At 74.0% G+C, this 21,679-nt stretch carries 18 protein-coding genes, 3 pseudogenes and 1 riboswitch; of the genes and pseudogenes, 13 read left to right on the plus strand and 8 right to left on the minus strand.

The annotated features are described in order from the left end of the window. Positions 1 to 143: 143 nt before the first annotated feature. Both MXD62_RS13180 and MXD62_RS13185 read right to left on the minus strand, forming a co-directional pair. Entirely contained in the window at positions 144 to 1,034 is an 891-nt protein-coding gene (locus MXD62_RS13180) for an aminoglycoside phosphotransferase family protein (protein ID WP_248829562.1), read from the minus strand. Between the two features lie 159 nt (positions 1,035 to 1,193). Next, complete coding sequence (locus tag MXD62_RS13185; protein WP_248829563.1) at positions 1,194 to 1,697, minus strand: hypothetical protein; 504 nt, start codon at positions 1,695 to 1,697, stop codon at positions 1,194 to 1,196. Here MXD62_RS13185 and MXD62_RS40675 point away from each other — a divergent pair. Both MXD62_RS40675 and MXD62_RS13195 read left to right on the plus strand, forming a co-directional pair. After that, positions 1,603 to 1,884: pseudogene (locus MXD62_RS40675) on the plus strand (threonine--tRNA ligase); the annotation flags it as partial. The gene MXD62_RS13185 and the pseudogene MXD62_RS40675 sit on opposite strands and share 95 nt — an antisense overlap. A 222-nt stretch (positions 1,885 to 2,106) precedes the next feature. After that, positions 2,107 to 3,051 (plus strand): site-specific integrase, encoded by a 945-nt coding sequence (locus MXD62_RS13195; RefSeq protein WP_248829565.1) that lies wholly within the window; start codon positions 2,107 to 2,109, stop codon positions 3,049 to 3,051. 298 nt (positions 3,052 to 3,349) lie between these two features. On the opposite strand, the pseudogene MXD62_RS40680 reads toward MXD62_RS13195, so the two are convergent. After that, a pseudogene (locus MXD62_RS40680) lies at positions 3,350 to 3,448 on the minus strand (SAM-dependent methyltransferase); the annotation flags it as partial. Positions 3,449 to 4,127: 679 nt separating this feature from the next. Further along, the gene (locus MXD62_RS13200; RefSeq protein ID WP_248829566.1) at positions 4,128 to 4,733 is read right to left on the minus strand and encodes a TetR/AcrR family transcriptional regulator; all 606 of its coding nucleotides are present in this window, start codon (positions 4,731 to 4,733) and stop codon (positions 4,128 to 4,130) included. Positions 4,734 to 4,871: 138 nt separating this feature from the next. Here MXD62_RS13200 and MXD62_RS13205 point away from each other — a divergent pair, with 138 nt between their 5' ends. Continuing rightward, positions 4,872 to 5,777 carry a TIGR03620 family F420-dependent LLM class oxidoreductase gene (locus MXD62_RS13205; RefSeq protein WP_248829567.1) on the plus strand — a complete coding sequence of 302 codons (906 nt, stop codon included), beginning with the start codon at positions 4,872 to 4,874 and terminating at the stop codon, positions 5,775 to 5,777. Between the two features lie 142 nt (positions 5,778 to 5,919). Here the strand turns inward: MXD62_RS13205 and MXD62_RS13210 are convergent, their stop codons facing one another. After that, positions 5,920 to 6,504 carry a trans-aconitate 2-methyltransferase gene (locus MXD62_RS13210; RefSeq protein WP_248829568.1) on the minus strand — a complete coding sequence of 195 codons (585 nt, stop codon included), beginning with the start codon at positions 6,502 to 6,504 and terminating at the stop codon, positions 5,920 to 5,922. Positions 6,505 to 6,513: 9 nt separating this feature from the next. After that, complete coding sequence (locus MXD62_RS13215) at positions 6,514 to 6,654, minus strand: hypothetical protein (protein WP_248829569.1); 141 nt, start codon at positions 6,652 to 6,654, stop codon at positions 6,514 to 6,516. A gap of 134 nt (positions 6,655 to 6,788) precedes the next feature. Between MXD62_RS13215 and MXD62_RS13220 the strand changes: the two genes are divergently transcribed. After that, positions 6,789 to 7,493, plus strand: coding sequence for a DUF4158 domain-containing protein (locus tag MXD62_RS13220; protein ID WP_248829570.1), 705 nt, complete (start codon positions 6,789 to 6,791; stop codon positions 7,491 to 7,493). 185 nt (positions 7,494 to 7,678) lie between these two features. On the opposite strand, the gene MXD62_RS13225 is transcribed toward MXD62_RS13220, so the two are convergent. Then, positions 7,679 to 7,954 carry a recombinase family protein gene (locus MXD62_RS13225; protein WP_248829571.1) on the minus strand — a complete coding sequence of 92 codons (276 nt, stop codon included), beginning with the start codon at positions 7,952 to 7,954 and terminating at the stop codon, positions 7,679 to 7,681. 153 nt (positions 7,955 to 8,107) lie between these two features. Between MXD62_RS13225 and MXD62_RS13230 the strand changes: the two genes are divergently transcribed. The 3 genes and pseudogenes from MXD62_RS13230 (at position 8,108) to MXD62_RS13245 (ending at position 10,809) form a co-directional block, all read left to right on the plus strand. Then, positions 8,108 to 9,559 carry an amidase gene (locus MXD62_RS13230; RefSeq protein ID WP_248829572.1) on the plus strand — a complete coding sequence of 484 codons (1,452 nt, stop codon included), beginning with the start codon at positions 8,108 to 8,110 and terminating at the stop codon, positions 9,557 to 9,559. A 250-nt stretch (positions 9,560 to 9,809) separates the two neighbouring features. Then, positions 9,810 to 10,252 (plus strand): annotated as a pseudogene (locus MXD62_RS13240) (TetR family transcriptional regulator). Further along, entirely contained in the window at positions 10,249 to 10,809 is a 561-nt protein-coding gene (locus MXD62_RS13245) for a GNAT family N-acetyltransferase (protein WP_308301250.1), read from the plus strand. The pseudogene MXD62_RS13240 and the gene MXD62_RS13245 overlap by 4 nt, the downstream one beginning before the upstream one ends. 70 nt (positions 10,810 to 10,879) lie before the next feature. Here the strand turns inward: MXD62_RS13245 and MXD62_RS13250 are convergent, their stop codons facing one another. Further along, on the minus strand, positions 10,880 to 11,332 hold the full coding sequence (locus MXD62_RS13250) for a MarR family winged helix-turn-helix transcriptional regulator (protein WP_248829576.1): 453 nt from the start codon (positions 11,330 to 11,332) through the stop codon (positions 10,880 to 10,882). 371 nt (positions 11,333 to 11,703) lie between these two features. On the opposite strand from MXD62_RS13250, the gene MXD62_RS13255 reads away from it, so the two are divergent. From MXD62_RS13255 to cobM, 6 genes are all read left to right on the plus strand, one after another. Then, positions 11,704 to 12,885: a site-specific integrase gene (locus MXD62_RS13255; RefSeq protein ID WP_248829577.1), complete on the plus strand. Its 1,182-nt coding sequence runs from the start codon at positions 11,704 to 11,706 to the stop codon at positions 12,883 to 12,885. Between the two features lie 159 nt (positions 12,886 to 13,044). Further along, positions 13,045 to 13,173: riboswitch (cobalamin riboswitch) on the plus strand. A gap of 127 nt (positions 13,174 to 13,300) precedes the next feature. Beyond that, entirely contained in the window at positions 13,301 to 15,616 is a 2,316-nt protein-coding gene (locus MXD62_RS13260) for a VWA domain-containing protein (RefSeq protein ID WP_248829619.1), read from the plus strand. Then, entirely contained in the window at positions 15,616 to 16,224 is a 609-nt protein-coding gene (cobO, locus tag MXD62_RS13265) for a cob(I)yrinic acid a,c-diamide adenosyltransferase (protein WP_248829578.1), read from the plus strand. Before MXD62_RS13260 ends, cobO begins: the two co-directional genes overlap by 1 nt. Beyond that, positions 16,218 to 17,897, plus strand: coding sequence for a cobyrinate a,c-diamide synthase (locus MXD62_RS13270; protein WP_248829579.1), 1,680 nt, complete (start codon positions 16,218 to 16,220; stop codon positions 17,895 to 17,897). Before cobO ends, MXD62_RS13270 begins: the two co-directional genes overlap by 7 nt. Beyond that, positions 17,894 to 18,805 (plus strand): precorrin-2 C(20)-methyltransferase, encoded by a 912-nt coding sequence (locus MXD62_RS13275; protein ID WP_248829580.1) that lies wholly within the window; start codon positions 17,894 to 17,896, stop codon positions 18,803 to 18,805. The genes MXD62_RS13270 and MXD62_RS13275 overlap by 4 nt, the downstream gene beginning before the upstream one ends. Beyond that, a complete protein-coding gene (cobM, locus tag MXD62_RS13280; protein WP_248829581.1) occupies positions 18,802 to 21,654 on the plus strand; it encodes a precorrin-4 C(11)-methyltransferase in 2,853 nt (950 codons plus the stop codon). The genes MXD62_RS13275 and cobM overlap by 4 nt, the downstream gene beginning before the upstream one ends. Positions 21,655 to 21,679: the final 25 nt, after the last annotated feature.

Raw genomic sequence — 21,679 nt, forward strand, 5'->3', positions numbered from 1 at the left:
GGTGGGTGTTGTGTATCTCCGCCAGGCGGGGGCCCGGCCGGGGGCCGGCCAGGCGGGTCGGGTATCAGGTGCGACGAGGGCATGGCTGCGCTCCTCTCCACGAGGGAAGGCGACGGTCAGGTGCTCGAAAGGCGGTGCGGGGGTCAGGTGTGGGTGCGGACCAGGTCGCCGAGCGCGGTGCGACCGCGGTCGATGAGCACCTGGTCCTGGTTGCGCAGGCCGGTGGTCAGGTAGGACACGGCCAGCCGGGCGGTCAGCAGCAGCAGCAGCCGCTGCTCATCTTCGGTCAGAGGGCGGCCGTAGCCGTCGAGGTACGCCTCGCGCAGGTGCGGCTGGCTAGGCCACATGGCGCCGCAGAGCCAGATCATGTCCTGGACGGCGAGGCCGTGTTCGGCGGTCTCGAAGTCGATCAGGGCCAGGGTGGTGGTGACCTGGTCCCAGAGCCAGTTGCGCGGTGCGGCGTCGCCGTGGAGGTAGACCAGCGGGAGGCCGGTGGCCAGGGCGACCAGGTCGTGGGCGACCTCGGAGACCAGTTCCCGCTCGTCGGGGTGCAGCAGTTCCTCGGTGGCCTTCAGGCACAGTGCCGCCTCGGCCGCCTGCGCGGTCATCGAGGCGGTGACCGCCTCGCGGGCGCCCTCGGGTTCAGCCTCGGGGTGGTCGTGCCAGCCCCGCAGCAGGGTGCCACCCAGGTGGTGGACCCGGGTCTCGATGTCCGGGTCCAGCGGCAGCCCGCGCACCACGGCGCCGGGGACCGCGGTGGTCAGCAGGGCGAGGGTGCGGGTGTCGTAGGCGATCAGGCGGGGGGCCGCGGTGGGGGGCAGTGCCGCCCTGGCGTGGCGGTGGGCGTGGATCTCCCGCTCGAAGGCGCGGCGTGAGGGGCTGATCTTGACATAGACGCTGGTGCTCTCGCCGTCCACGCGCCAGACCTGGGAGGTGCTGCGCGGCCAGGAGGTGTCGGTGGCCCGGGTGGTGCCGGGCAGGTGCTGCTCGGCCCAGCGGTGCAGGTCCTCGGGGATCGGCGCGGTGGGGGTCAACAGGGTCTCCAAGGGTGCTGGTCGGGGACGGCGGCGGCCCGGTGGGTCCGGGTCTGGACTGTCAACGCTGCAAGCGGGGCGGCGGGCACGGGGTGCGCCCGAGCGCCGGGGTGCTGGGTGGTCAGAAGTATTCGGTCAGCCACGGCTCGCGGTCGCAGGTCAAGGCGACCAGCGCGGTGACCGCTTCGCGGGTGCCGTCCACTCCGGCCAGGGTGGCGGCGGTGGCGGTGCGGTAGCCGCCGGCGTACCACAGACCGCGAGCTGGCGCATGGTCATCGTGCACGCGCCGGGCGGGTGCTGGCCGTTGGGGAGCAGGCGGCCTTTGCCGCCGTCGATGCTCAGGGTGTAGGCGCGGAAGCGGCCGGTGCCCTCGGTGATCGTCAGCGGCAGATCCGCGGTGAGGTGGGGCGGCCAGCCGCGCAGGCGCACGGCCTCGGCCGGGTCCAGGATCCGCAGCATCCAGGGGTGCCAGTGCCGGGCCTGGGCGGATCCGGCGCGGTGCAGTTGCTCCAGCAGCTCGGCGCCGGGGGGCAGGGCGGTGCGCTGGAAGGCGACGGTGGGGATGCGGCTGCCGAACGCCGCGGCCCTCGCCCAGCGCTGCCTCGACCTGGGGCTACGCGCCGAGGTCGTCGGCCCAGAACGCGGCAGTCTGGGCGCTCGCATCCGGGAGGCTCGCCTGGTCCCCTACCAGGGAGTCGTCGGCGGCTTCCTTGGCGCCGACGACCACATTGCCCTGCGTCTGCGCGACGGACGCCGCCTCGACCCGCGGCCCGCCAGCGACGTCCTCACCCACATCCGCGCTCTCGTCCAGGCCCACCGCACCGACCTGTGGGACCACGACGCCTCGTAAGCAGGGCAGCGCGGGCAGCGCCTCTGGTCGCCGGGGCCCGAGGAGACCGCGGAATACACCGACCACGAGGGAGACGACACCAAGATGGTCATGACATCGTCGGATAACGGACCATTATCCGGTAGTGCGATCCACTTCGGGCGGTAGTGACCTGCGAGAACCAAGCGGCCACCAGTGCGCGACTCGCGCAAGTTATCCGGTAGGTCGACGCGAAGGACGACGATGGCGGCGACGGTGACCAAGCTCGACACCCGGCGGGTCGGGACCAGCCCGACCATCCATGCCGCCGTCGACGCCTTCCTCGACGCTCCGACGATCAGGGGCAACCCGAACACGCTGCGCGCCTACATGAACGTGCTCGACCGGGTCGCCGAACTGCTCGGGCCGGACCGGGCGCTCGCCGACGTCGCCGACGACGAGGTCGGCGGCGCGCTGGCCACGTTGTGGGGGGCGGCGAAGCCGGCGACGTGGAACCGCAACCGCGCCGCAGTGGGCTCCTGGCTCACCTGGTGCGCGACCCGGCGGCACTGGGCCGCGCCGGCGGTCCCGGCGGCCACCGAACGGCGCCGCGAACCCGCCGACGACACCAAGGCCGTCTCCCGGTCGCGCATCGACCGGCTCTGCCGCCGGCGCGACGTCCCGCTGCGGGAGAAGACGCTGTGGCGGATGCTCTACGAGTCCGCCAGCAGAGCCTCCGCCGTCCTCGCGCTCAACATCGAGGACCTCGACCTGCCGAACAAGCAGGCCCGGGTCGTCGTCGAGGGCGGCGACACCATGTGGATCACCTGGGGCACCGACACCGCCCACCTGCTACCCCGGCTGATCGCCGGCCGGACCCGCGGGCCGCTGTTCCTCTCGGAGCACCGGCCCGGCCCGCACCGGCGCGCCACCACCGACCCGCGCGACCTCTGCCCAGACACCGGCCGGGCCCGGCTCGGCTACGACCGCGCCCGCATCCTGCTCGGCCAGTACGGTGACGGCCTGCGCCTCCACCAGCTCCGGCACAGCGCGGCGACCCATCTCGGCGACGCGAACACCTCCGCCAACGTGATCATGGCGAAGACCGGGCACAAGTCACTGCGCTCCGTCCAGCGCTACGTCAAGCCAGGCCTGGCCGCCGTGCACCAAGCCACCGAGGCACTCTCCAGCACGCCACGCCGGGCGTAAGTCGGCGTCACTGCAGGTCAGCCGTATCCGCCCGATTTTTCGCGAGTACTACGGCGACCCCAACGCCACTGACCGTTCGGTTGCTGCTCAAGCCCCGTCCAGTGCTCAACGAGCTCATCGAGATCCAGCATTCAGGCCACGGTCGAACATCATGGCCCGGCCCGCCGGGTGCCAACAGCCCACGCCCACAGAGAGGCACCACGCAAGATCACCCGCGTCTGCACCTGGTGACACGTTTCTTACCGGCACCCCGTCAGGCGTCGGGCGAGGTCGAGCACCGTCTGGCGGCCGCGGCGACGCTGCCGTCGCCGAAGGGCAGGTGTTCGGCCACCGCGTTGATCGTAGGAGGCAGACGGGATGGTCGCTGGGAGCGCATCGCGGCGGATGGTTCGACAGCCCGCCTTGTCCGTGGCGGTGCGCCGGGTTGTCGTCCGCCTGTCGACCGAGACCCACGGTGAGGGCCTGACTGCTGCCAGGGCATCACAGGTCGATGGCTACTCGCGCCGACCCGGTTCCACTGTTCCGTTTCATTTCATTTCGTGACCTTGTGACATCCAGCCCGCCCGGCGCCCTCGGTCGACCAGGGCGCGCCTCCGGGCCCTGCGACCCTCCCCTGGCCTGACGCCCGAGAAGGGAGGCTTCTCGGGCGTCAGGCCAGGGGAGTGGCGGTTACACCGGGTGTCGAGCCGACCTTTTTTGTTTTGTTTTTCGTCGTCTTGCGACGTTACTTCGATACGTAACGGTGTCGGAGGGGGTGGTGTCCGCGTGGTACGCCGCGGGTGTGGCGGCACGCTCCGGTGAGAGGCGAGATCCGCCCGGTGTCCGCGTGCCGGCGTCGGCGTCGGCGTCGGCGTCGAGATCGTCGACCGACGTGAACCGAACCGGCGCCGGTCGCGGTGCGGGGACGCCGGCATGACCCGCCCGCACCGACGGTCGCCGCCGGGGTCGTTGCGGGTGGCTTCGGCGCGGGTGCCGCGGCCGGGACGACGCGGGGTTGCCGTGATGACGGCGCGGGACGTGTACCCGAAAGACGTGCTCCGGCCGCGGTCAGCCACGGCCTGGAGGGATCGGCGTGATCAGTCCGGTCGGCGGGCCCTGTCGGTCGCTCTGAGACCGTCGAGGGTAAGCGACAGCAGCCGGTCGGCGGTGACACCGTCGGGAACGGCTACCGAGGCCTGCTCGCATGCCCAGGCGAGGCCGCTGACCAGGGTGAGCAGCTCGAGGGCGGCCAGGTCGGAGCGGATTTCCCCGGCGCGCTGCGCCCCGGCGAGCAGGGTCGAGCCTGCCGTGCGCATGGCCGCGCAGGCGGCGTGCAGCTCGGTCGAGGTGTCGCGCAGGGTCTGCATCAGCGTGGCGGTGAGCCCCCGGTAGGCGCTGGTGAACTCGACGAATTCACCGAGCCAGACGGTCAGCGCGGTGCCGGGGGCCGTGGTGGCCGCGAGTTCGTCGGCTCGCGCGGTGAGGCGGTCGAACCGGTCGTGCAGGACGGCTTCGAGCAGGGCTTCCCGGGACGGGAAATGGCGGTAGAACGTGCCGGTCCCGACGCCGGCCCGCCGGGCGATGTCTTCCAGGGACGCCCCGGTGCCGTGTTCGGCGAAGGCGAGGCGTGCCTGTTCCAGCAGCCGCTCGTAGTTGGCCCGGGCGTCGGCACGCAGGGGCCGCGCCCTGGTCGCACCGCTCACCGCTGATCCCTCCCCCGTCTGAGGACCGGAGGCTACCTCCACTCCACACACACATGCGGAGGCTGCCTCCTGTTACGGTGGCGTCCGTCTACAGGAGGCAGCCTCCGGTTTGGTCGGGGGTGGTGGAGGGGAGCAGTGGTGGCGGTAGCGGAGACCCGGCGGCGGCTGGGCAGGTTCGGGGTGTGGGTGGCCCCGTTCTCCTTGCTCGAGACGTCGGTGGCGGTGCAGCGCAGACAGTTCGCCCGGATCGAACATCTCGGGTACGGCTCCCTGTGGAGTGGGGAGACGCCGCCGGGTGCGCCGGTCGGGGGCCGGGAGGTGTTCACCCAGCACGGGTTGATGCTCGCCGCGACCGAGCGGATCGTCGTCGGTACGGGCATCGCGAACATCAGCACCCGCACGGCGGGCGCGATGCACACCGGTGCCGCGACGCTGGCCGAGGCGTATCCCGGCCGGTTCGTGCTCGGTCTGGGCGGCCAGTCCGGTGACCGGCCCCTCACCCGTCTACGGGAGTATCTCGACGCGATGGACCAGGCCGCGCGGGCGCTGGCGCGGCTGCCGGCTCCGGCCTATCCGCGTGTTCTCGCCGCGCTCGGGCCACGCGCCCACGGGCTGGCTTCCGAGCGCGCCGACGGCGTGCACCCGTTCCTGCAACCGGTGGCGCACACGGCGGCGGCCAGGGCGGCCGTGGGCCCGGACCGTCTGGTGATCCCCCACCAGGCCGTCGTGCTCGAAACGGACGCGGCCGCGGCCCGGGCGCGGCTGCGGGCGATTTTCGCTCTGGGGGTGGGCGCCTCGGACTCGCCTTACACCGTGCACTACCGGCGGCTCGGCTACAGCGAGGCGGACCTGGCCGGGCAGCGCAGTGACCGGCTGGTCGACGACGTCCTGGCCTGGGGCGACGAGGCTGCTGTCGCGGCCCGGCTGATCGCGCATCTCGACGCCGGTGCCGATCATGTGCTCGTGCACCCGTTCGCGGTGGACCTTCCCGCGGCGGTCGACCAGCTCGAACGGCTCGCTCCCCTGTTGCGCGAGGCGGCCTGACGGGCCGCGGACCCGACGGCGCACGGACACGGATCGCCTTCGCGACGTGCGGGTGATCTACGTCTTCGACGGCCTTCGACGGCAGGTGACACCGGCCCGTTCCCGTCCTGTCGGTGGAACCGGGCCGGGAACGGATGGCTGGTCAGGGGAGGTCGGCGGCGAGGACCACCAGGTCGTGGCGCTGCCAGGCGATCCTGGCCCGGAAGCCGGCCGCGTGCAGCCACCCGATCTGTTCCCGCGCGCCGCTGGGCCTGTCGTGGGCGGCGTTGGTGGGAGTGCGGGCGTCCCGGGGATCGTCGGGGACGACCACATCACCGAGGACGAATCGGCCGCCTGGGCGCAGGACGGCCGCGACCCGCGTGAACAGGTCCGCCTTTGCGGGGCCGTCGAGGTGGTGCACGGCCAGCGCGGACACCACCAGGTCGAACGGGCCGGCTGGCAGCGGGTCCTGCAACCGGCTGACGTGCAGGTGGGCGGTGGGCAGCTGCGCCCGGGCCCGGTCGAGCATCGCCGCGCTCTCGTCGAGGGCCACCAGGTCGGCGTGTGGATGACGGGCGAGGACCCGCAGGCTGGTCTCACCGGTGCCGGCGCCGAGATCGAGCAGCCGTGCCGTCGCCGTGTCGGCGCTCGCCCGGGCCACCTCGTCCTGCAGTTCCTCGTAGGCGGGTACCTCGGTGATGACCATGTCGCGGTAGGTCGCCGGGTCGAAGTGGTATTGCTCTGCCATAGAGCTTTTCTAGCCCACGTACTCCCCGTACGGGCCCGGATGGCCGGACGCGGTGGGGCTGGCGGCGGGCCCGCCAGGTCGGGCTGGTGCGGGGGGTGTCCCGGGGTTGACGGCGAGCACACCGGCGATCAGGTCCTCGTCGACGTCCACCGGTGGGAACCGAATACGCCAGAAAGGGGCCGCGGTGAGGTTCCGGTGCTGGTCAGACCCCCGGTCTGTGGTGAGGGCGGCGGGGGTGGCCAAGGTTTTGCTGTCCGGGTTGTGATCTTGCTGGGGTGGCGGGTGTGGCGTCGATCGATCGGACTGCCTACCCGCGGTTCAAGCGGCGAAGGTGCGGGCGGTCGGCGATCCGCACGGCGGTGCAGACGAAGGACAACCCGGCCGACCTGATCAACGTGGCGTTGGAGGAGCTGGTCCGGGCCCGCTGCGAGCTGCCGGGCTACACGACGCTGGACGCTATGGCCGCGACGATCCGCACGGAGGTCAACTCCGGGTTCTTCGAGATGGTCGCGGCCCGGCCGGACTGGGCCGAGCGGGCTCGGCTGGATCGGGTGCTGGTGGTAGACCCGGCCACGCGGCGCAGCGAGTTCGATCGGATGAAGACTCCGGCGCAGTCGGCCACGCTGGGCAAGTTCAAGCAGCGGTTGGCGCATTTGCAGGCGCTGGACGCGATCGGGCCGACCGAGGTGTGGCTGGAGGGTGTGCCGCCGGGGAAGGTCGTGCACTTCGCCGGTGAGGCGCGGATGGCCGACGTCGACGACATGCGCAAGACCGGCGACGCGAAGCGGGTGACGTTGCTGATCAGCCTGCTGCATCAGCAACGGATCGAGGCGCGTGACGAGGTGGTGACCATGTTCTGCAAGCGCATGGCCGCCCTGCACAAGCGAGCCAAGGAGCGTTCGCACCGCGTACCTGACCCGGCCCGTGCGTGCGGTGGCGAGTTCGCATCTGCCGCCGTCGACAACTGCTTGGTAGCAGTCGGGAAATAACGGGCGAATATGGCCGTGACCAGCGGTGATCGGTGGCCAGAATGCGGTCGCTGGACCCCCGCCGGGATACGGGAGAAACCTGCCAAGTGGTCGGGTAGTGCCTGGTCAGGCGTCGTTGTCGGCGAGGGCGCGGTAAAGCGAGGCGAGTGAGGGATGGCGGCCGGCGCTCTTGCCGGTCTTGATGGTCAGCTTCTTGACGATGTCGGGCATCGGGGTTCCTTGTCGCGCAGTGCGCGGGCGAAGAGCACGTCGTCTTCGTCGATGACTTTGGGGCGGCCGCCGTGGTTGCCGCGGGCGGCGGCGGCTTGCTGACCTTCGAGGGTTTTCTCGCGGATGTAGTCGCGGTCGAGCTGGGCGGCGACGGCGAGCACAGCGAAGAACATGGAGCCCATGCCGTGCGGGTCGTAGATCCCGGTCAATCGCCATTGATCGGGGCGCCGGGGCGCCTCCGTCGTGACCATCTCCGTAGGTGTGCCAGGCCGCCGCGCGTCGCCATGGCCAGCGGTCGGGCGAATTGTCTGTGGCCGGAGAGCAACATGATGAGTTGAGACGTCTATCCTGTTGCGCGAATCGGCATTTCATGACCTATTCCAGGGGCCGGTAGCGTCGGAATCATGGAGTGGAGTTTTCAGCCAGCCGAAGAGCTCGCGGCCGCGTTGCGTGCCGGTGACGTGACCTCGGCGGAGCTGACCGACGAGGCGATCGCCCGTATCGAGCGCGCCGACAAGGTGATCAACGCGGTCTGCGTGCCGGACTTCGACCGCGCGCGGGACGCCGCGCGCGGCGCCGACCAGGCGCGCGCCCGCGGCGAGGACCGGCCGCTGCTCGGCATTCCGGTGACGGTCAAAGAGTCCTACAACATCGCCGGGCTGCCCACGACCTGGGGCATGCCGCAGCACGCGAACTACCTGCCGACCGAGGACGCGGTACAGGTGTCGCGACTCAAGGCCGCAGGCGCGGTGGTGCTCGGCAAGACCAACGTGCCGTTGGGGCTGCAAGATATCCAGAGCTTCAACGAGATCTACGGCACCACCAACAACCCGTGGGATCACGATCGCACGCCGGGCGGCTCCTCCGGTGGATCGGCGGCGGCCCTGGCGTCCGGGTTCGGCGCGCTGTCCATCGGCTCCGACCTCGCCGGCTCGCTGCGCACCCCCGCGCATTTCTGCGGCGTCTACGCGCACAAGCCGACACTCGGGCTGGCGGCGAACCGCGGCATGGTCGCGCCTCCCGCGCCGGCATTGCCGACCGACCTCGACCTCGCCGTCGTCGGTCCGATGGCGCGCACCGCCCGCGACCTCACCCTCCTGCTCGACGTCATGGCCGGACCGGACCCGCTGACGCTCGGCGTGGCGCACAACGTGGCGCTGCCGCCCGCGCGCCACGAGCGCCTCGCCGACTTCCGGGTCTTGGTCCTCGACGAGCACCCGCTCATTCCGACCGGGTCCGCTGTGCGGGCGGGCGTGCACCAGGTGGCCGACGCGCTTGTCGACGGAGGAGCCCGCGTCGAACGGCACACTCCGCTGCTGCCCGATCTGACCGAAGCCGCGACGCTCTACACGCAGTTGCTGTTCTCGGGCTCCGTCGCGCGTTTTCCCGTCGAGGCGTACGAGCAGCTGCGGACCCGCGCCGCCGGGCTGAGCGCGGACGACCGGAGTCTCGGCGCGGCGCGGCTGCGCGCCATGGTGTTCAGCCACCGCGACTGGATCGAGGTGAACAACCGTCGCGAGCTCCACCGCCACGGCTGGCGGCAGCTGTTCGCCGAGTTCGACGCCGTGGTGTGTCCGATCACGCCGACTCCCGCGTTCGGTCACGACCACAACCCCAATCCGCTGGAACGCCGGATCGACATCGACGGCGTCGAGTACCCGTACTTCGACCAGCTCGTCTTGGCCGGCCTGGCCACCATGCCGGGCCTGCCGGCCACCGCGATACCCGCGGGCCGGTCCCCCGAGGGCCTGCCGGTCGGAGTGCAGCTCATCGGCCCGATGTTCGAGGACCGCACCCCGCTGCGGCTGGCCGAACTGCTCGAGCAGAAGATCGGCGGCTTCCAGGCGCCGGCGTAGGGCGTACCACCGGGTGTCCGTCGAGGATGAGGTGCGGATGACGAGCGAGGGCTGGGGCCTGGTCCTGACGCTCGCGGCCTGGCACGCGGGACCGGCCATGCCGGCTGTCCAGTCGCCTCGACAGCCGGATCGTGTTCGCATCAGACGCGAAGCCTTCGCGTCTGATGCGAACACCGAAGGTCCACCAAGGATGTTGTCTTTCCACTGACCAGCGGGAACAACCGCCACGGCCCCTTTCCGGTGTAGGCGGATCGTGGCCGGTGCGGCGGCGCTGATCCGGGAACGTGGGATGGCGGCGGCGACCCTCGACGACATCCGGGAGGCGACCGCGACGAGTAAGAGCCAGCTGTTCCACTACTTCCGGTGATCGGTGAGCTGATGGACCAGTGGGAGGCCGAGCTGGCTGCCGGGGTCCGCGCGATGCAGCGCGCCGGGGAGGTCGACGCCGGTCTGGATGCCGCCCGGGAGGCCGCGGCGCTGCTTGCCGGGGTGCAGGGTGGGGTGCTGATGCTGATGTCGACGGGCCGGATCGGCTACCTGGAGGCGGCGCTCGACGTGGGGGTCGACCGGCTGCGCCGGCCGCGGGGCGGCGTGGAGGCGGCTGGCGTCTCTGGTCGAGGCGTGTGCGCAGGCGGGGGCGGTGCGGAAATGGTTGGCGTGGGCGTGCGGGCCGCGGCCAGGATTGCACGGTGATCGAGGATTTTCCTGACGGTAGCGGCTTTCCCGCCGGTCTGCGGTTGCGCTCTCCCACCGCGGATGACCAGCGGCGTGTGCTGGCCGTGTTGGACCTCTGGTGGGCGGGTTTCGGGGGTGCCGCCGGGTCGCGGGAACGCAGCCTGCTGCTCCCCCGGTTGTTCTTCCAGCATTTCACCGACAGCAGTTTCGTGGTGGAACGGCCGGACGGTGCGCTGGTGGCGTTCCTGATCGGTTTCCTGTCCCAGTCGCAGCCTGAGGTCGCCTACATCCATTTCGTCGGGGTTGATCCGGCGTTGCGTCGCCGCGGTGTCGGGGCGTTCCTCTACCGGCGGTTCTTCACACTGGCGGCCGCGCGGGGCCGCACCCGGGTGCGGTGTGTGACCAGCCCGGGTAACGCGGCGTCGGTGGCGTTCCACACCGGTCTCGGGTTCCAGGTCGACCCCGGCGACGCCGCGACGGCCGACGGTGTCCCCGTCCAACAGGACTACGACGGGCCGGGGCTGCCTCGTGTCACGTTCACCCGGGTCCTCACCGGCCCGTGGGAGGAGCGGTGAGAGGCCCAGGTGGAAGCGTGGAAGCAGTGAGCGCTGCGGGCGGGGGCCCGCCTCGGTCGGGGGTGTGTGGTCAGTGGGGGCGGTCGGTGAGTAGGCGGGTCAGCAGGGCGGTGAACTGGTGGCGGTCGGCGGGGGGCAGGCCGGCGAGCAGGTCGTCGCTGATCGCGGCGGTGACGGCGTCGAGGTGGTGCAGGTGGGTGGTGCCCTCGTCGGTGAGGGTGATGACGGTGCGGCGCCGGTCGGTGCTGTCGGGGGTGCGTTCGACCAGGCCGCGGGTGCGCAGGTCGGTGAGGAGTCCGGCGGTGTCGGCGCGGTCGAGGGCGGCGCGGCGGGCGAGGGTGGCCTGGCTGGCCGGGCCGAACTCGTCGAGGGCGGCGAGCAGCGCGTAGTGGGCGGGGTGGGCGCCGAGCGCGGTGAAGGCATGGGAGCTGCGCCGCTGCGCGTGTTTGGCGAGCTGCGCGATCAGCCAGTGGGTGGCGTGTCGCAACCGGGCGGGCGCGGCGTCGGGTGACGTCGAGGCCATGCCGGAAAGCCTAGCCACGGCGTTGGGGGACGGCGGCTGGTTGTGAGGGTGGGTGGTGGCGCACCGGTTCGGGTGGGCCGGCGGGTGCGGTGGGCGGGCGTGGCGTCGGCCGGCAGCTCGCCGGGCCGCGGCGCCGAAGAGTGGGGCTGTCGGGGGTGGTCGCCGGCTCTGCGGTGGGGTCGCGGCGGGAAGGGCCGGTGGTGCTGCTCATCGTGGTCGCGGTGCTGCTGGTGGTGGTTGTAGCGGGGTGGGTGCGGGCCGATCGGGCGGCGGCGCACACCCGCCCGGGCGGGGACGGGTTCCTCCACCACCCCCTATGATCATCTGCAGGTGGGGGACCGGTGGGTGTGGTGCGGGTGGGAGGCGAGCGGGTGGCAGGCGGGCAGCATGACGGCGGTGAGACCGTCCGGCGACAGGTCGGTCCCGGGCCGGCGCCAGACGGCGATCCACCCCTGCCAGCGACCACGGCGGCGGGCGGCGGGCGGGCCGCGGACGCGGTGGACGTCGTCGACGCGACCGACATGGTGGACGCGGTGGATGTCGTGGACGCGGTGGAGATCGTCGCGGCCGGGCCGGTGGCCGTGCCGGGCACGGTGGGGCTCGACGGGCCGCTCGCCGGCCGGGTCGGGGACTACGCGCGGGCGTCCCGGTCGGCGGCGACCTGGCGTGCCTACGACGCCGACCTGCGTCATTTCCGGTCCTGGTGCGAGGGACGTCCCGTGCCCCTGGTCGCCGTGCCCGCCTCCGCGGTGACGGTCGCCGGGTACATCACCGAGCTGGCGGACGCCGGGTATGCGCCGTCGACGATCCGCCGTCGCCTCGCCGCGATCTCGGTGGCGCATCAGCTCGCCCACGCCGAGAATCCGACGGGGTCGGCGGAGGTGTCGGCGGTGTGGAACGGGATCCGCCGGTCGCGGGGGGTGCGCCCGGCGCGCAAGGCCGCGTTGGACACGACGTTGCTGTCGCGGGTCGTCGCCGGCCTCGACGACTCGCAGTTGGCGGATGTGCGGGACAGGGCGCTGCTGCTGGTCGGGTTCGCCGGCTGCCTGCGTCGCAGTGAGCTGGTCGGGTTGGACACCGCCGACCTGGTGGAGACCGACGACGGGCTGGTCGTGACGGTGCGCCGTTCCAAGACCGACCAGGAGTCCGCCGGTGCGCAGGTCGGGTTGGCGTACGGGTCGTACCGGCCGACGTGCCCGGTGCGGGCGTGGCGGGGATGGGTGGCGGCCGCGGCGGCGGCGGGGACGCCGCTGGCTGGCGGGGCGGCGTTTCGGGGGGTGAACCGGCACGGGCAGGTCGGTGCGGGTCGGCTCTACCCGGGGTCGGTGGCGCGGATCGTGCAGCGTCGGGTGGCCGCGGCCGGGTTGGATCCGGCGGATTTCGCGGGGCATTCGCTGCGGTCGGGGTTCGCGACGGCGGCGGCGCGGGCCGGGGTGACGGACCGGTCGATCATGCGGCAGGGCCGGTGGCGGTCGGCGGCGTCGTTGGAGTCGTATGTGCGGGCCGGGCGGCTGTTCGACGCGGACAACCCGTCGGGTCGGGTCGGTCTGTGATCCGCCTGTGAGCTGACCGGTGCCGGCCGGTGGGCGTTGCGGTGGGTGGTCGGGGCGGGTCGCGGGTGGTGGGCGGCGGGGCGGTGGAACGGGGCGTGGGTCTCAGGGCGCCCCCTGCCGGTTGTCCGATGTGCCATGCTGGGCGCCGGACGGTCGGGGAGGAAGCCGGTGTGAATCCGGCGCGGTCCCGCCACTGTTACCGGGGAGTCCCCCTCAGCGGAAGGTCACGGCGGCCCTGCGGGCCGTTGGAAGGCCGAGGGTGGATGGTGATCCGGCAGCCAGGATACTTCCGCCGTCCGTGCTGGCTTCGAGGGCGAGGACACCCCGGGGAGGACATCGGCATGCCCACGACTGTGCGCGGCCGCGCGGCGACGGCCGGGTGGCGTTCGACGGCCTGTGCGGGGGTGGCGGGCCGGTGGTGACGTTCCCGTTCTCCGCGCTGGTCGGCCAGGATGATCTGCGGTTGGCGTTGTTGCTCAATGCGGTGTCCCCGACGGTGGGCGGGGTCCTGGTCCGCGGGGAGAAGGGCACGGCGAAGTCGACGGCGGTCCGCGCGCTGGCGGGGTTGCTGCCGCCGGTGGCGGTGGTGCCGGGCTGCCGGTTCTCCTGCGATCCGGCGGCGCCGGTGGCGCACTGCCCGGATGGCCCGCACCCGACCAGCCTCGCCGACGGTCACGGTGCCGGCGGGGTGGGGGTGTCGCGGCCGGCGCGGCTGGTGGAGCTGCCGGTCGGGGCGTCGGAGGACCGGGTGACCGGCGCGTTGGACCTGGACCGGGCACTGGCCGAAGGGGTGACCGCGCTGCGCCCGGGGCTGCTCGCGGCCGCGCACCGCGGGGTGCTCTACGTCGACGAGGTGAACCTGCTCGCCGACCATCTGGTGGATCTGCTGTTGGACGCGGCCGCGCTCGGGGTGGCGCAGGTGGAACGCGACGGGGTGTCGGTCAGCCATCCGGCGCGGTTCTGGCTGGTGGGGACGATGAACCCGGAGGAGGGTGAGCTGCGCCCGCAGCTGCTGGACCGGTTCGGGTTGACGGTGCAGGTGGCGGCCAGCCGTGACCCGCGGGTACGCGCGCAGGTGGTACGCCGCCGGTTGACGTTCGAAGCCGACCCGGTCGGGTTCGCCGCGCTCTGGGCCGGCGCGGAGGCGGAGCTGGCGGGGCGGATCGCGGCCGCGCAGGCCCGGTTGGGCGCGGTGGTGCTCTCCGACGCCGCGTTGGACGCGGTCGCCGCGGTGTGCGCGGCGTGTGACGTCGACGGGATGCGCGCCGACGTGGTGCTGGCGAAGACGGCGATGGCGCGTGCGGCGTGGGAGGGTCGGGCGGAGGTCAGCCCGGAGGACATTCGGGTCTCGGCCCGGTTCGTGCTGCCGCATCGGCGCCGCCGTGGCCCGTTCGACGCCCCGGGTGGGGACGGCGGCGCGCTCGACGACACGGTCGAGGAGGTGCTGGCCGACCGGGTACACCCCGGCGACGGCCCCCCGGACGGGGACGGGTCGGATGATTCTCCTGGTGGCGGGTCGCCGGGTGGTGGCCAGCGGTGGCGTGACGACACCGGCGGCGCCGGCGGGTGGGACGGGTCTGGCGGGGACGGGTCGGGGGTGGATGTCCCGGCTGGTGGTACCGGTGACCTCACCCCCGCCTCGGCGAGGGCCGGCGGCGGGTCCGCTGATCTGAGCGGGCCGGCGGCGGATGGGCCTGAGGGTGTCGGGCCGGCGGGTTCTCCCCCGCCCGGTGCCGCCCTGTCGTCCGCGGCGCCGGGGGGCGGCGGGGGGCCGGCAGCGGAGGCGGGCGGCCCGGTGGGCATGGCCCGAGCAGCCCGAACAGCGCAGACGCATGTGGACGGCGGCGCGGCGCGCGGCGGTGCGCCGGCGCCGGCGGCTGGGGTTCCCGGTATGCCGTTCCGGCCGCGGCTGTTGTCCGTCGCCGGGCTGGGCGCGGGGGCGGCCGGGCGTCGTTCGGCGGCACGCACCTCCCGCGGGGCGGTCGCCCGGACCGGCGCGGACGCACCCGGGTTGCACCTGCCGGCGACGCTGCTGGCCGCCGCCCCCCACCAGCACGGCCGGGGTCGCACCGGCCCGGCGCTGGTGCTTGACCCCGCCGACCGGCGTGGCGCGCACCGCCGCGGCCGGGAGGGGAACCTGGTGCTGTTCGTCGTCGACGCCAGCGGGTCGATGGCCGCCCGCACCCGGCTGCGCCGGGTCAGCACCGCGGTGCTGTCTCTGCTTGTCGACGCCTATCAGCGCCGCGACCGCATCGGCATGATCACGTTCCGGGGGGTGGGTGCGCAGGTGGTGCTTGCGCCGACGTCCAGTGTGGAGGTGGGGGCGGCGCGGCTGGTCGGGTTGCGGACCGGGGGGCGGACCCCGATCGCGGCCGGGTTGGAATGCGCCGGGGTGGTGCTGCGCGCCGAGGCGCGCCGCGACCCCGACCGCCGTCCCCTGCTGGTGCTGGTCACCGACGGGCGGGCCACCTCCGGAGGTGATCCGGGCGCGGCGGCGCGGGGGTTGCTGCGCGCGGCCGGTGGGGTCGCCGGGCAGGGCGGCGGCGCACGCGGTGGGGCCGGGGCGGCCGGCCGGGTGCGCCGGGGTGGGTTGGCGAGTGTGGTCGTGGACTGTGAGACCGGCCCGGTGCGCCTCGGGTTGGCTGGGCGGCTCGCCGCCGTGCTCGGCGCCGACCTGGTCGACCTCGACGCCCTCCCGCAGGCCGGCGGCGTCCCCGGGCGGGTCGCCTGATGGCGCCCCACGGGCAGCCCGCGCAGGTCCCCGACGACGGGCTGACGACCCGTCAGCGCCGCGACCGTCCGCTGCTGATCGTGCACACCGGGCAGGGGAAGGGAAAGTCGACGGCGGCGTTCGGGTTGGCGTTGCGGGGCTGGGCGCAGGGCTGGCCGGTCGGGGTGTTCCAGTTCGTGAAGTCGGCGAAGTGGCGCATCGGGGAGGAGAAGGCGCTGCGGGTCCTCTCGGCCAGCGGTGAGGGTGGGACGGTGACCTGGCACAAGATGGGCCAGGGGTGGAGCTGGGTGCAGCGTCGCATCGACCCGGCCGCCGACCCGGCGGGCGCGGCCGCCGAGGGGTGGGCGCAGATCGCCCGCGATCTGACCGCCGGCACCTACCGGCTCTACGTCCTCGACGAGCTGACCTATCCGCTGCGCTGGGGGTGGATCGACCTGGATGAGGTCCTCGCCGTGCTCGCCGCCCGACCCGACGGGCAGCATGTGGTGATCACCGGCCGGCAGGCGCCGGCCGCGCTGGTCGACGCCGCGGATCTGGTCACCGACATGACGAAGGTGAAGCATCCGATGGACGCCGGGCAGAAGGGGCAGCGGGGCATCGAATGGTGAGCGCCGGGCTGATCCCCCGGCTGGTGCTCGCCGCTGCGACGTCCGGCGCGGGGAAGACGACGGTGGCGACCGGGCTGATGGCCGCGCTGACCGCCCGCGGCCTGCGGGTGTCGGGTCACAAGGTGGGCCCGGACTACATCGATCCGGGTTATCACGCGCTGGCGACCGGCCGGCCCGGCCGCAACCTGGACGCGGTGCTGTGCGGGGCGGATCTGATCGGTCCGCTGTTCGCCCACGGGGCGGCCGGCGCACAGCTGGCGGTCGTCGAAGGGGTGATGGGCCTGTTCGACGGGGTCGCCGTCCCTGCTGCCGGGCAGGAGGCTGATCACGGGTCGACCGCGCATGTCGCCCGGCTCCTCGACGCGCCGGTGGTGCTGGTCGTCGACGCCGCCGGGGCCGGGCGGTCGGTGGCCGCGCTGGTCTGCGGGTTCGCCGCGTTCGACCGGCGGGTACGCCTCGCCGGGGTGATCCTCAACCGGGTCGGGTCGGACCGGCACCGGCAGATCCTCACCGGTGCGCTGGCCGGGATCGGGGTGGCGGTGCTGGGCGCGGTGCCCCGCGACGGCGCGGTGCACACCCCGTCGCGGCATCTGGGGCTGGTGCCGGCGGCGGAACGCAGCGCGGCGGCCGCGCAGGCGGTGCGGCGTCTCGGTGCGCTGGTCGGGGCGGCGGTCGACCTGGACGCGCTGATCCGCCTCGCCTCCTCGGCGCCACCCCTGCCGGTCGACCCGTGGGATCCCGCCCGGCAGATCGCGCAGGCCACCGCCACCGCCACCGGTGCTGCGGGTCGGGTCGGGCAGCACACCATCGACGCGGGCCCGCCGGGTGTGGTGCCCGGGGGGCGGCCGGTGCGGATCGCGGTGGCCGGCGGGGCGGCGTTCACCTTCGGCTACACCGAGCACGTCGAGCTTCTCACCGCCGCTGGCGCGCAGGTGCTCACCGTCGACCCGCTGCGCGACGAGACCCTCCCGGACGGCACGGACGCGCTGGTCGTCGGTGGCGGGTTCCCCGAGGAGCATGCCGGCGCGCTGGCGGCGAACAGCCGGCTGCGTGGGCAGGTCGCGGCGCTGGCGGCCCGCGGCGCGCCGCTGGTCGCCGAATGCGCCGGGCTGCTCTACCTGGGCCGTTCGTTGGACGGGACGGCGATGTGCGGGGTTCTCGACACCGACGCGGTGATGGGCCCGCGGCTCACCCTGGGCTACCGGCATGCGGTCGCCGCGGCAGACAGCCCGCTGGTGGCGGCGGGGACGGTCGTCACCGCCCACGAGTTCCACCGCACCCGGCTGAGCGTCGACCGGGCGGAGCTGCCCGGGACACCGGCCTGGCAGGTGGACATCCCACCGCCGCCCCTCGGTGACAGCACCCCCGCCGCCGGGGCCGGCGGGCGGGTGGACGGCGCAGACGGCGCAGACGGCGCAGACGGCGCAGTGGACGGTACGGCGGCGGGGGGGCGGCCTGAGGGGTTCGTCCGCGGCGGGGTGCACGCCTCCTACCTGCACCTGCACTGGGCGGGCCTACCCGCCGTGCCGGCGCGGCTCGTCGCCGCCGCCGGTACCGCCCGCACCCGCCCATCCGGTGGCACCCCACCCGCCGGCGGCGGGCACGGGCATGGACGGGACGCCGGTGGCAATCCCCCGGCGTCCCCTGGAACAACGGAGGTGTCATCGCGGTGAGCGGCACGGTGAACCCCCGACTCGTCGGTGTCGGTGTCGGCCCGGGCGACCCGGACCTGGTGACCTACCGGGCGGTCCGCGTTCTGCGGGAGGCGACCGTCGTGTTCGTCCCGGTCAGCGACGGCCACGGCCCGTACGGTCCCGCGCCGGGCAGCCCCAGCCCCACCGACCGGCCCGGGACGGCCACGGGTGCGGGTGCGGGTGCGGGGCCGCCGGGGCGGGCGGAGGTGACGGTGCGCGCCCACGTCGACCACGACCGGATCGTGACGCTGCCGTTCCGGATGGCCGGCGACGCCGACTACCTCGGCCCCGCCCGTGTCGTCGCCGCCGCCCTACGTGGCGAAACCACCGGCACCGCGGACGGCGTGCCCGACAACGCGCCGCCCGGCACCTTGGCCGGCCCGGCGACAGCGCCAGACACAGGACCAGGGTCTGGGTCTGGGTCTGGGATCACGGTGGCGTTCGCGACGATCGGGGACCCGAACCTGTACTCGACGTTCACCGCACTCGCCGCCGCCGTGCGCACCCTGCTCCCCGACGTCGCACTGGACACGGTGCCGGGTATCACCGCGATGCAGGACCTGGCCGCCCGGTCGGGCACCGTGCTCGCCCACGGCACGGAAACCCTCGCGCTGCTCCCGCTGACCGCCGGCGTCGAGGCCTACCGCAGCGCGGTCGCCGGCTTCGACACCGTCGTCGCCTACAAGGGCGGGCGGGCCCTGCCCGCCGTCCGCGGGGTGCTCGCCGACGCCGCCCGGCTCGACGGGCCGGCCGGGCACGCCGTCTACGGGGCCGCGCTCGGCCTGCCCGAGCAGGACATCCGTCCCGCCGCCGACCTGGAACCGGGCGAGACCGGGCCCTACCTGTCCACGGTCCTGGCGACGCGGCGGGCACGGTGGCCACGATGAGCCACCCCGGCCGCGGCACCGGTCAGCCAGTGGACGGCGCCGGGCCGGGACGCGGGCGGGTCAGTTTCGTCGGCGCCGGGCCGGGTGCCGCCGATCTGATCACCGTGCGCGGCGCGGCGGTTCTCGCCGCCGCCGACGTGGTGATCTGGGCGTCCTCGCTGGTGCACCCCGCCATCCTCGACCATGCCCGTGACGGCGCCGAACTGATCGACTCCGCGGCGTTGCCGTTGGAGGGCGTCGAGGCGGTCTACCGCCGTGCCGCCGAGCAGGGTCTGCACGTCGCCCGGGTCCACTCGGGGGATCCGGCGCTGTGGGGGGCGGTGCAGGAGCAGCTGGAGATCTGCGACCGGCTCGGCCTGGACAGCGACATCGTGCCCGGGGTGAGCAGCTTCACCGCGCTCGCCGCGGCGTTGCGCCGGGAGCTGACCGTCCCCGAGGTCGCCCAGTCGGTGATCCTGACCCGGCTCGGGGGTGGGAAGACCCCGATGCCACCCGGGGAGGAGGTCCGCGACCTCGCCCGGCACGGCACGACGATGGCGCTGTTCCTGTCCGCGGCCCGTTCCGGGCAGCTGCGCGAGGAGCTGCTCGCCGGCGGCTACCCGCCGGACACGCCCTGTGTCGTCGCCTACCAGGTGAGCTGGCCGGACGAGCTGATCGTGCGCTGCACCCTCGACACGCTCGCCGACACGGTCAAGGCGCACCGGCTGTGGAAGCACACCCTGGTGCTCGTCGGCCCGGCGCTGGTGGCCGGGGGGCGACGCTCCCACCTGTACCACCCGGGGCATTTCCACACCTACCGGCGGGCGCAGTCCGGTGCGCGCACGGTGCTGCGCGACGCCGACCGGGCGCTGGCCGCCGCCGGCGCCACCCAGCTCCCCGCCAGCCCACACCCCGTCACCCCGGCCCCGCCCGCGCTGGAACGGGAGCGGGAGCGGGGGGCGCCGGCCGAGCCGGTGGCACCGCAGGGCGCGGCGGTGCACGGCGCGGGCCTGGTGGCGCTGGTGGCGGTGACCGCCGCCGGGCGGGCCGCGGCCGATGACCTCACCCGCCGCTGGCCCACCGCCCGGCTCTACCCGGGCCGGCCCCGCGACGCGATCACCGCCGCGCTCGCGGACGGCGTCACGGGCATCGTCTGTTTCCTGGCGACCGGGGCGACGGTCCGCCTCCTCGACGGGCTGCTGCGCGGCAAGGACCACGACCCGGGTGTGGTGTGTGTGGACGAGGCGCGCCGGTTCGCGGTCGCGTTGTGCGGTGGGCACGCCGGTGGCGCGAACCGGCTCGCCGAGCAGGTCGCCGACGCCCTCGGCGCCACACCGGTGATCACCACGGCCAGTGACGCCACCGGGGTGAGCGCCCTGGACGGGTTCGGCGCCGAGCTCGGGTTCACCGTCGAACCGGGTTCGGAGCTGGCCGCCGTCGGCACGGCCGTCCTGTCGGGTCATCCCGTCGCCCTGCACGCCGACGCGGTGTGGCCACTGCCGCCGCTACCCCCGTCCGTCACCACCACCATCACCGGCGCTGTTGATGGTGGGGCGGTGGGCGTGGACGGGACGGCGGTGGCGTCGATTCATGTCACCGACCGGCTGCTGGGCGCGCCGCCGGACGGGGCCGGCCCGCGGGTGGTCTACCGGCCCCCGAGCCTGGTCGTCGGGGTCGGGGCGAGCCGCGGCGCGCCCGCCGACGAGATCGACACGCTCATCGACACCACGCTGGCCGGCGCCGGGCTGTCCCCGCTGGCGGTGACCCATCTGGCGTCGGTGACCGCGAAAGCCGACGAGGTGGGGCTGCTGGAGGTGGCCCGCCGCCGCGGCTGGCCGCTGGTGGTGCACCCCCCGCAGGCCCTGGCCGTGGTCACCGTGCCGCACCCGTCGGAGGTGGTGCGCGCCGCGGTCGGCACGCCGAGCGTCGCCGAAGCCGCCAGTCTCCTGCCCGCCCCACCCGCCGCCGGCCCGCCAACCGGCATCCCGGCCGGCGAGCCAACCGGCGTACCGGCGGTGACGGCGCAGCTGGTGGTCGCCAAGCAGGTCAGCGCGCACGCGACCGTCGCTGTGGCCCGGCACCGGCCCCGCGGCCGGCTCGCCGTCGTCGGGCTCGGTCCCGGGGACCGTCGGCTACTCACCCCCGCCGCCCGCGCCGAGCTGGCCCGCGCCCGGATCGTGGTCGGGTTGGACCAGTATGTGCGGTCCGTCGCCGATCTGCTGCCCGCCGGGGTCACCGTGCTCGACAGCGGGCTCGGTGACGAGCAGGCCCGCGCCGAGACCGCCGTCGCACACGCCCGCGCCGGGCATGCCGTCGCGCTCATCGGCAGCGGCGACGCCGGGGTGTACGCGATGGGCAGCCCCGCGCTCGACCTGGCCGACGGGTCGTTCGACGTGGTCGCCGTGCCGGGGGTGACCGCGGCGCTCGCCGCCGCCGCGCTGCTCGGCGCCCCGCTCGGGCACGACCATGCGCTGATCAGCCTGTCGGACCTGCACACCCCGTGGGAGCGGATCGTGGGCCGGGTCCGCGCGGTCGCCGAAGCCGACCTGGTCGTCGCGTTCTACAACCCGCGCAGCCGCACCCGACGCCACCAGCTACCCGACGCCCTCGACGTGCTCGCCGCGCACCGCCCGGCCGGCACCCCGGTGGGGATCGTCACCGACGCGTTCCGGCCCGGGCAGCGGATCACCGTCACGACCCTCGGTGCCCTCACCGACCGCACAGCCACCCAGGACGGTGCGGGTGGGGCCGGTGAGCGGGAGCGGCTGCTGGACCTCGTCGGGATGACGACCACGGTCGTCGTCGGCTCGAGCCAGACCCGGCTGCGCGCCGGCCTGGTCGTCACCCCACGGGACTACACGTGGCGCTGACCCGCAGCCGCCGGGCCCGCACCGG

The organism is Frankia sp. Mgl5 (assembly GCF_023242985.1).
In the GTDB taxonomy this organism is placed as follows: domain Bacteria; phylum Actinomycetota; class Actinomycetes; order Frankiales; family Frankiaceae; genus Parafrankia; species Parafrankia soli.

What these genes read in the sequence shown, in the direction of transcription:
- MXD62_RS13225 (WP_248829571.1), bottom strand. Translation starts at nt 7,954, where the DNA reads ATGGTCACGACGGAGGCGCCCCGGCGCCCCGATCAATGGCGATTGACC.
- MXD62_RS13195 (WP_248829565.1), top strand. Translation starts at nt 2,107, where the DNA reads ATGGCGGCGACGGTGACCAAGCTCGACACCCGGCGGGTCGGGACCAGC.
- cobM (WP_248829581.1), top strand. Translation starts at nt 18,802, where the DNA reads ATGAGCCACCCCGGCCGCGGCACCGGTCAGCCAGTGGACGGCGCCGGG.
- MXD62_RS13230 (WP_248829572.1), top strand. Translation starts at nt 8,108, where the DNA reads ATGGAGTGGAGTTTTCAGCCAGCCGAAGAGCTCGCGGCCGCGTTGCGT.
- cobO (WP_248829578.1), top strand. Translation starts at nt 15,616, where the DNA reads ATGGCGCCCCACGGGCAGCCCGCGCAGGTCCCCGACGACGGGCTGACG.
- MXD62_RS13185 (WP_248829563.1), bottom strand. Translation starts at nt 1,697, where the DNA reads ATGCGAGCGCCCAGACTGCCGCGTTCTGGGCCGACGACCTCGGCGCGT.
- MXD62_RS13270 (WP_248829579.1), top strand. Translation starts at nt 16,218, where the DNA reads ATGGTGAGCGCCGGGCTGATCCCCCGGCTGGTGCTCGCCGCTGCGACG.
- MXD62_RS13250 (WP_248829576.1), bottom strand. Translation starts at nt 11,332, where the DNA reads ATGGCCTCGACGTCACCCGACGCCGCGCCCGCCCGGTTGCGACACGCC.
- MXD62_RS13210 (WP_248829568.1), bottom strand. Translation starts at nt 6,504, where the DNA reads ATGGCAGAGCAATACCACTTCGACCCGGCGACCTACCGCGACATGGTC.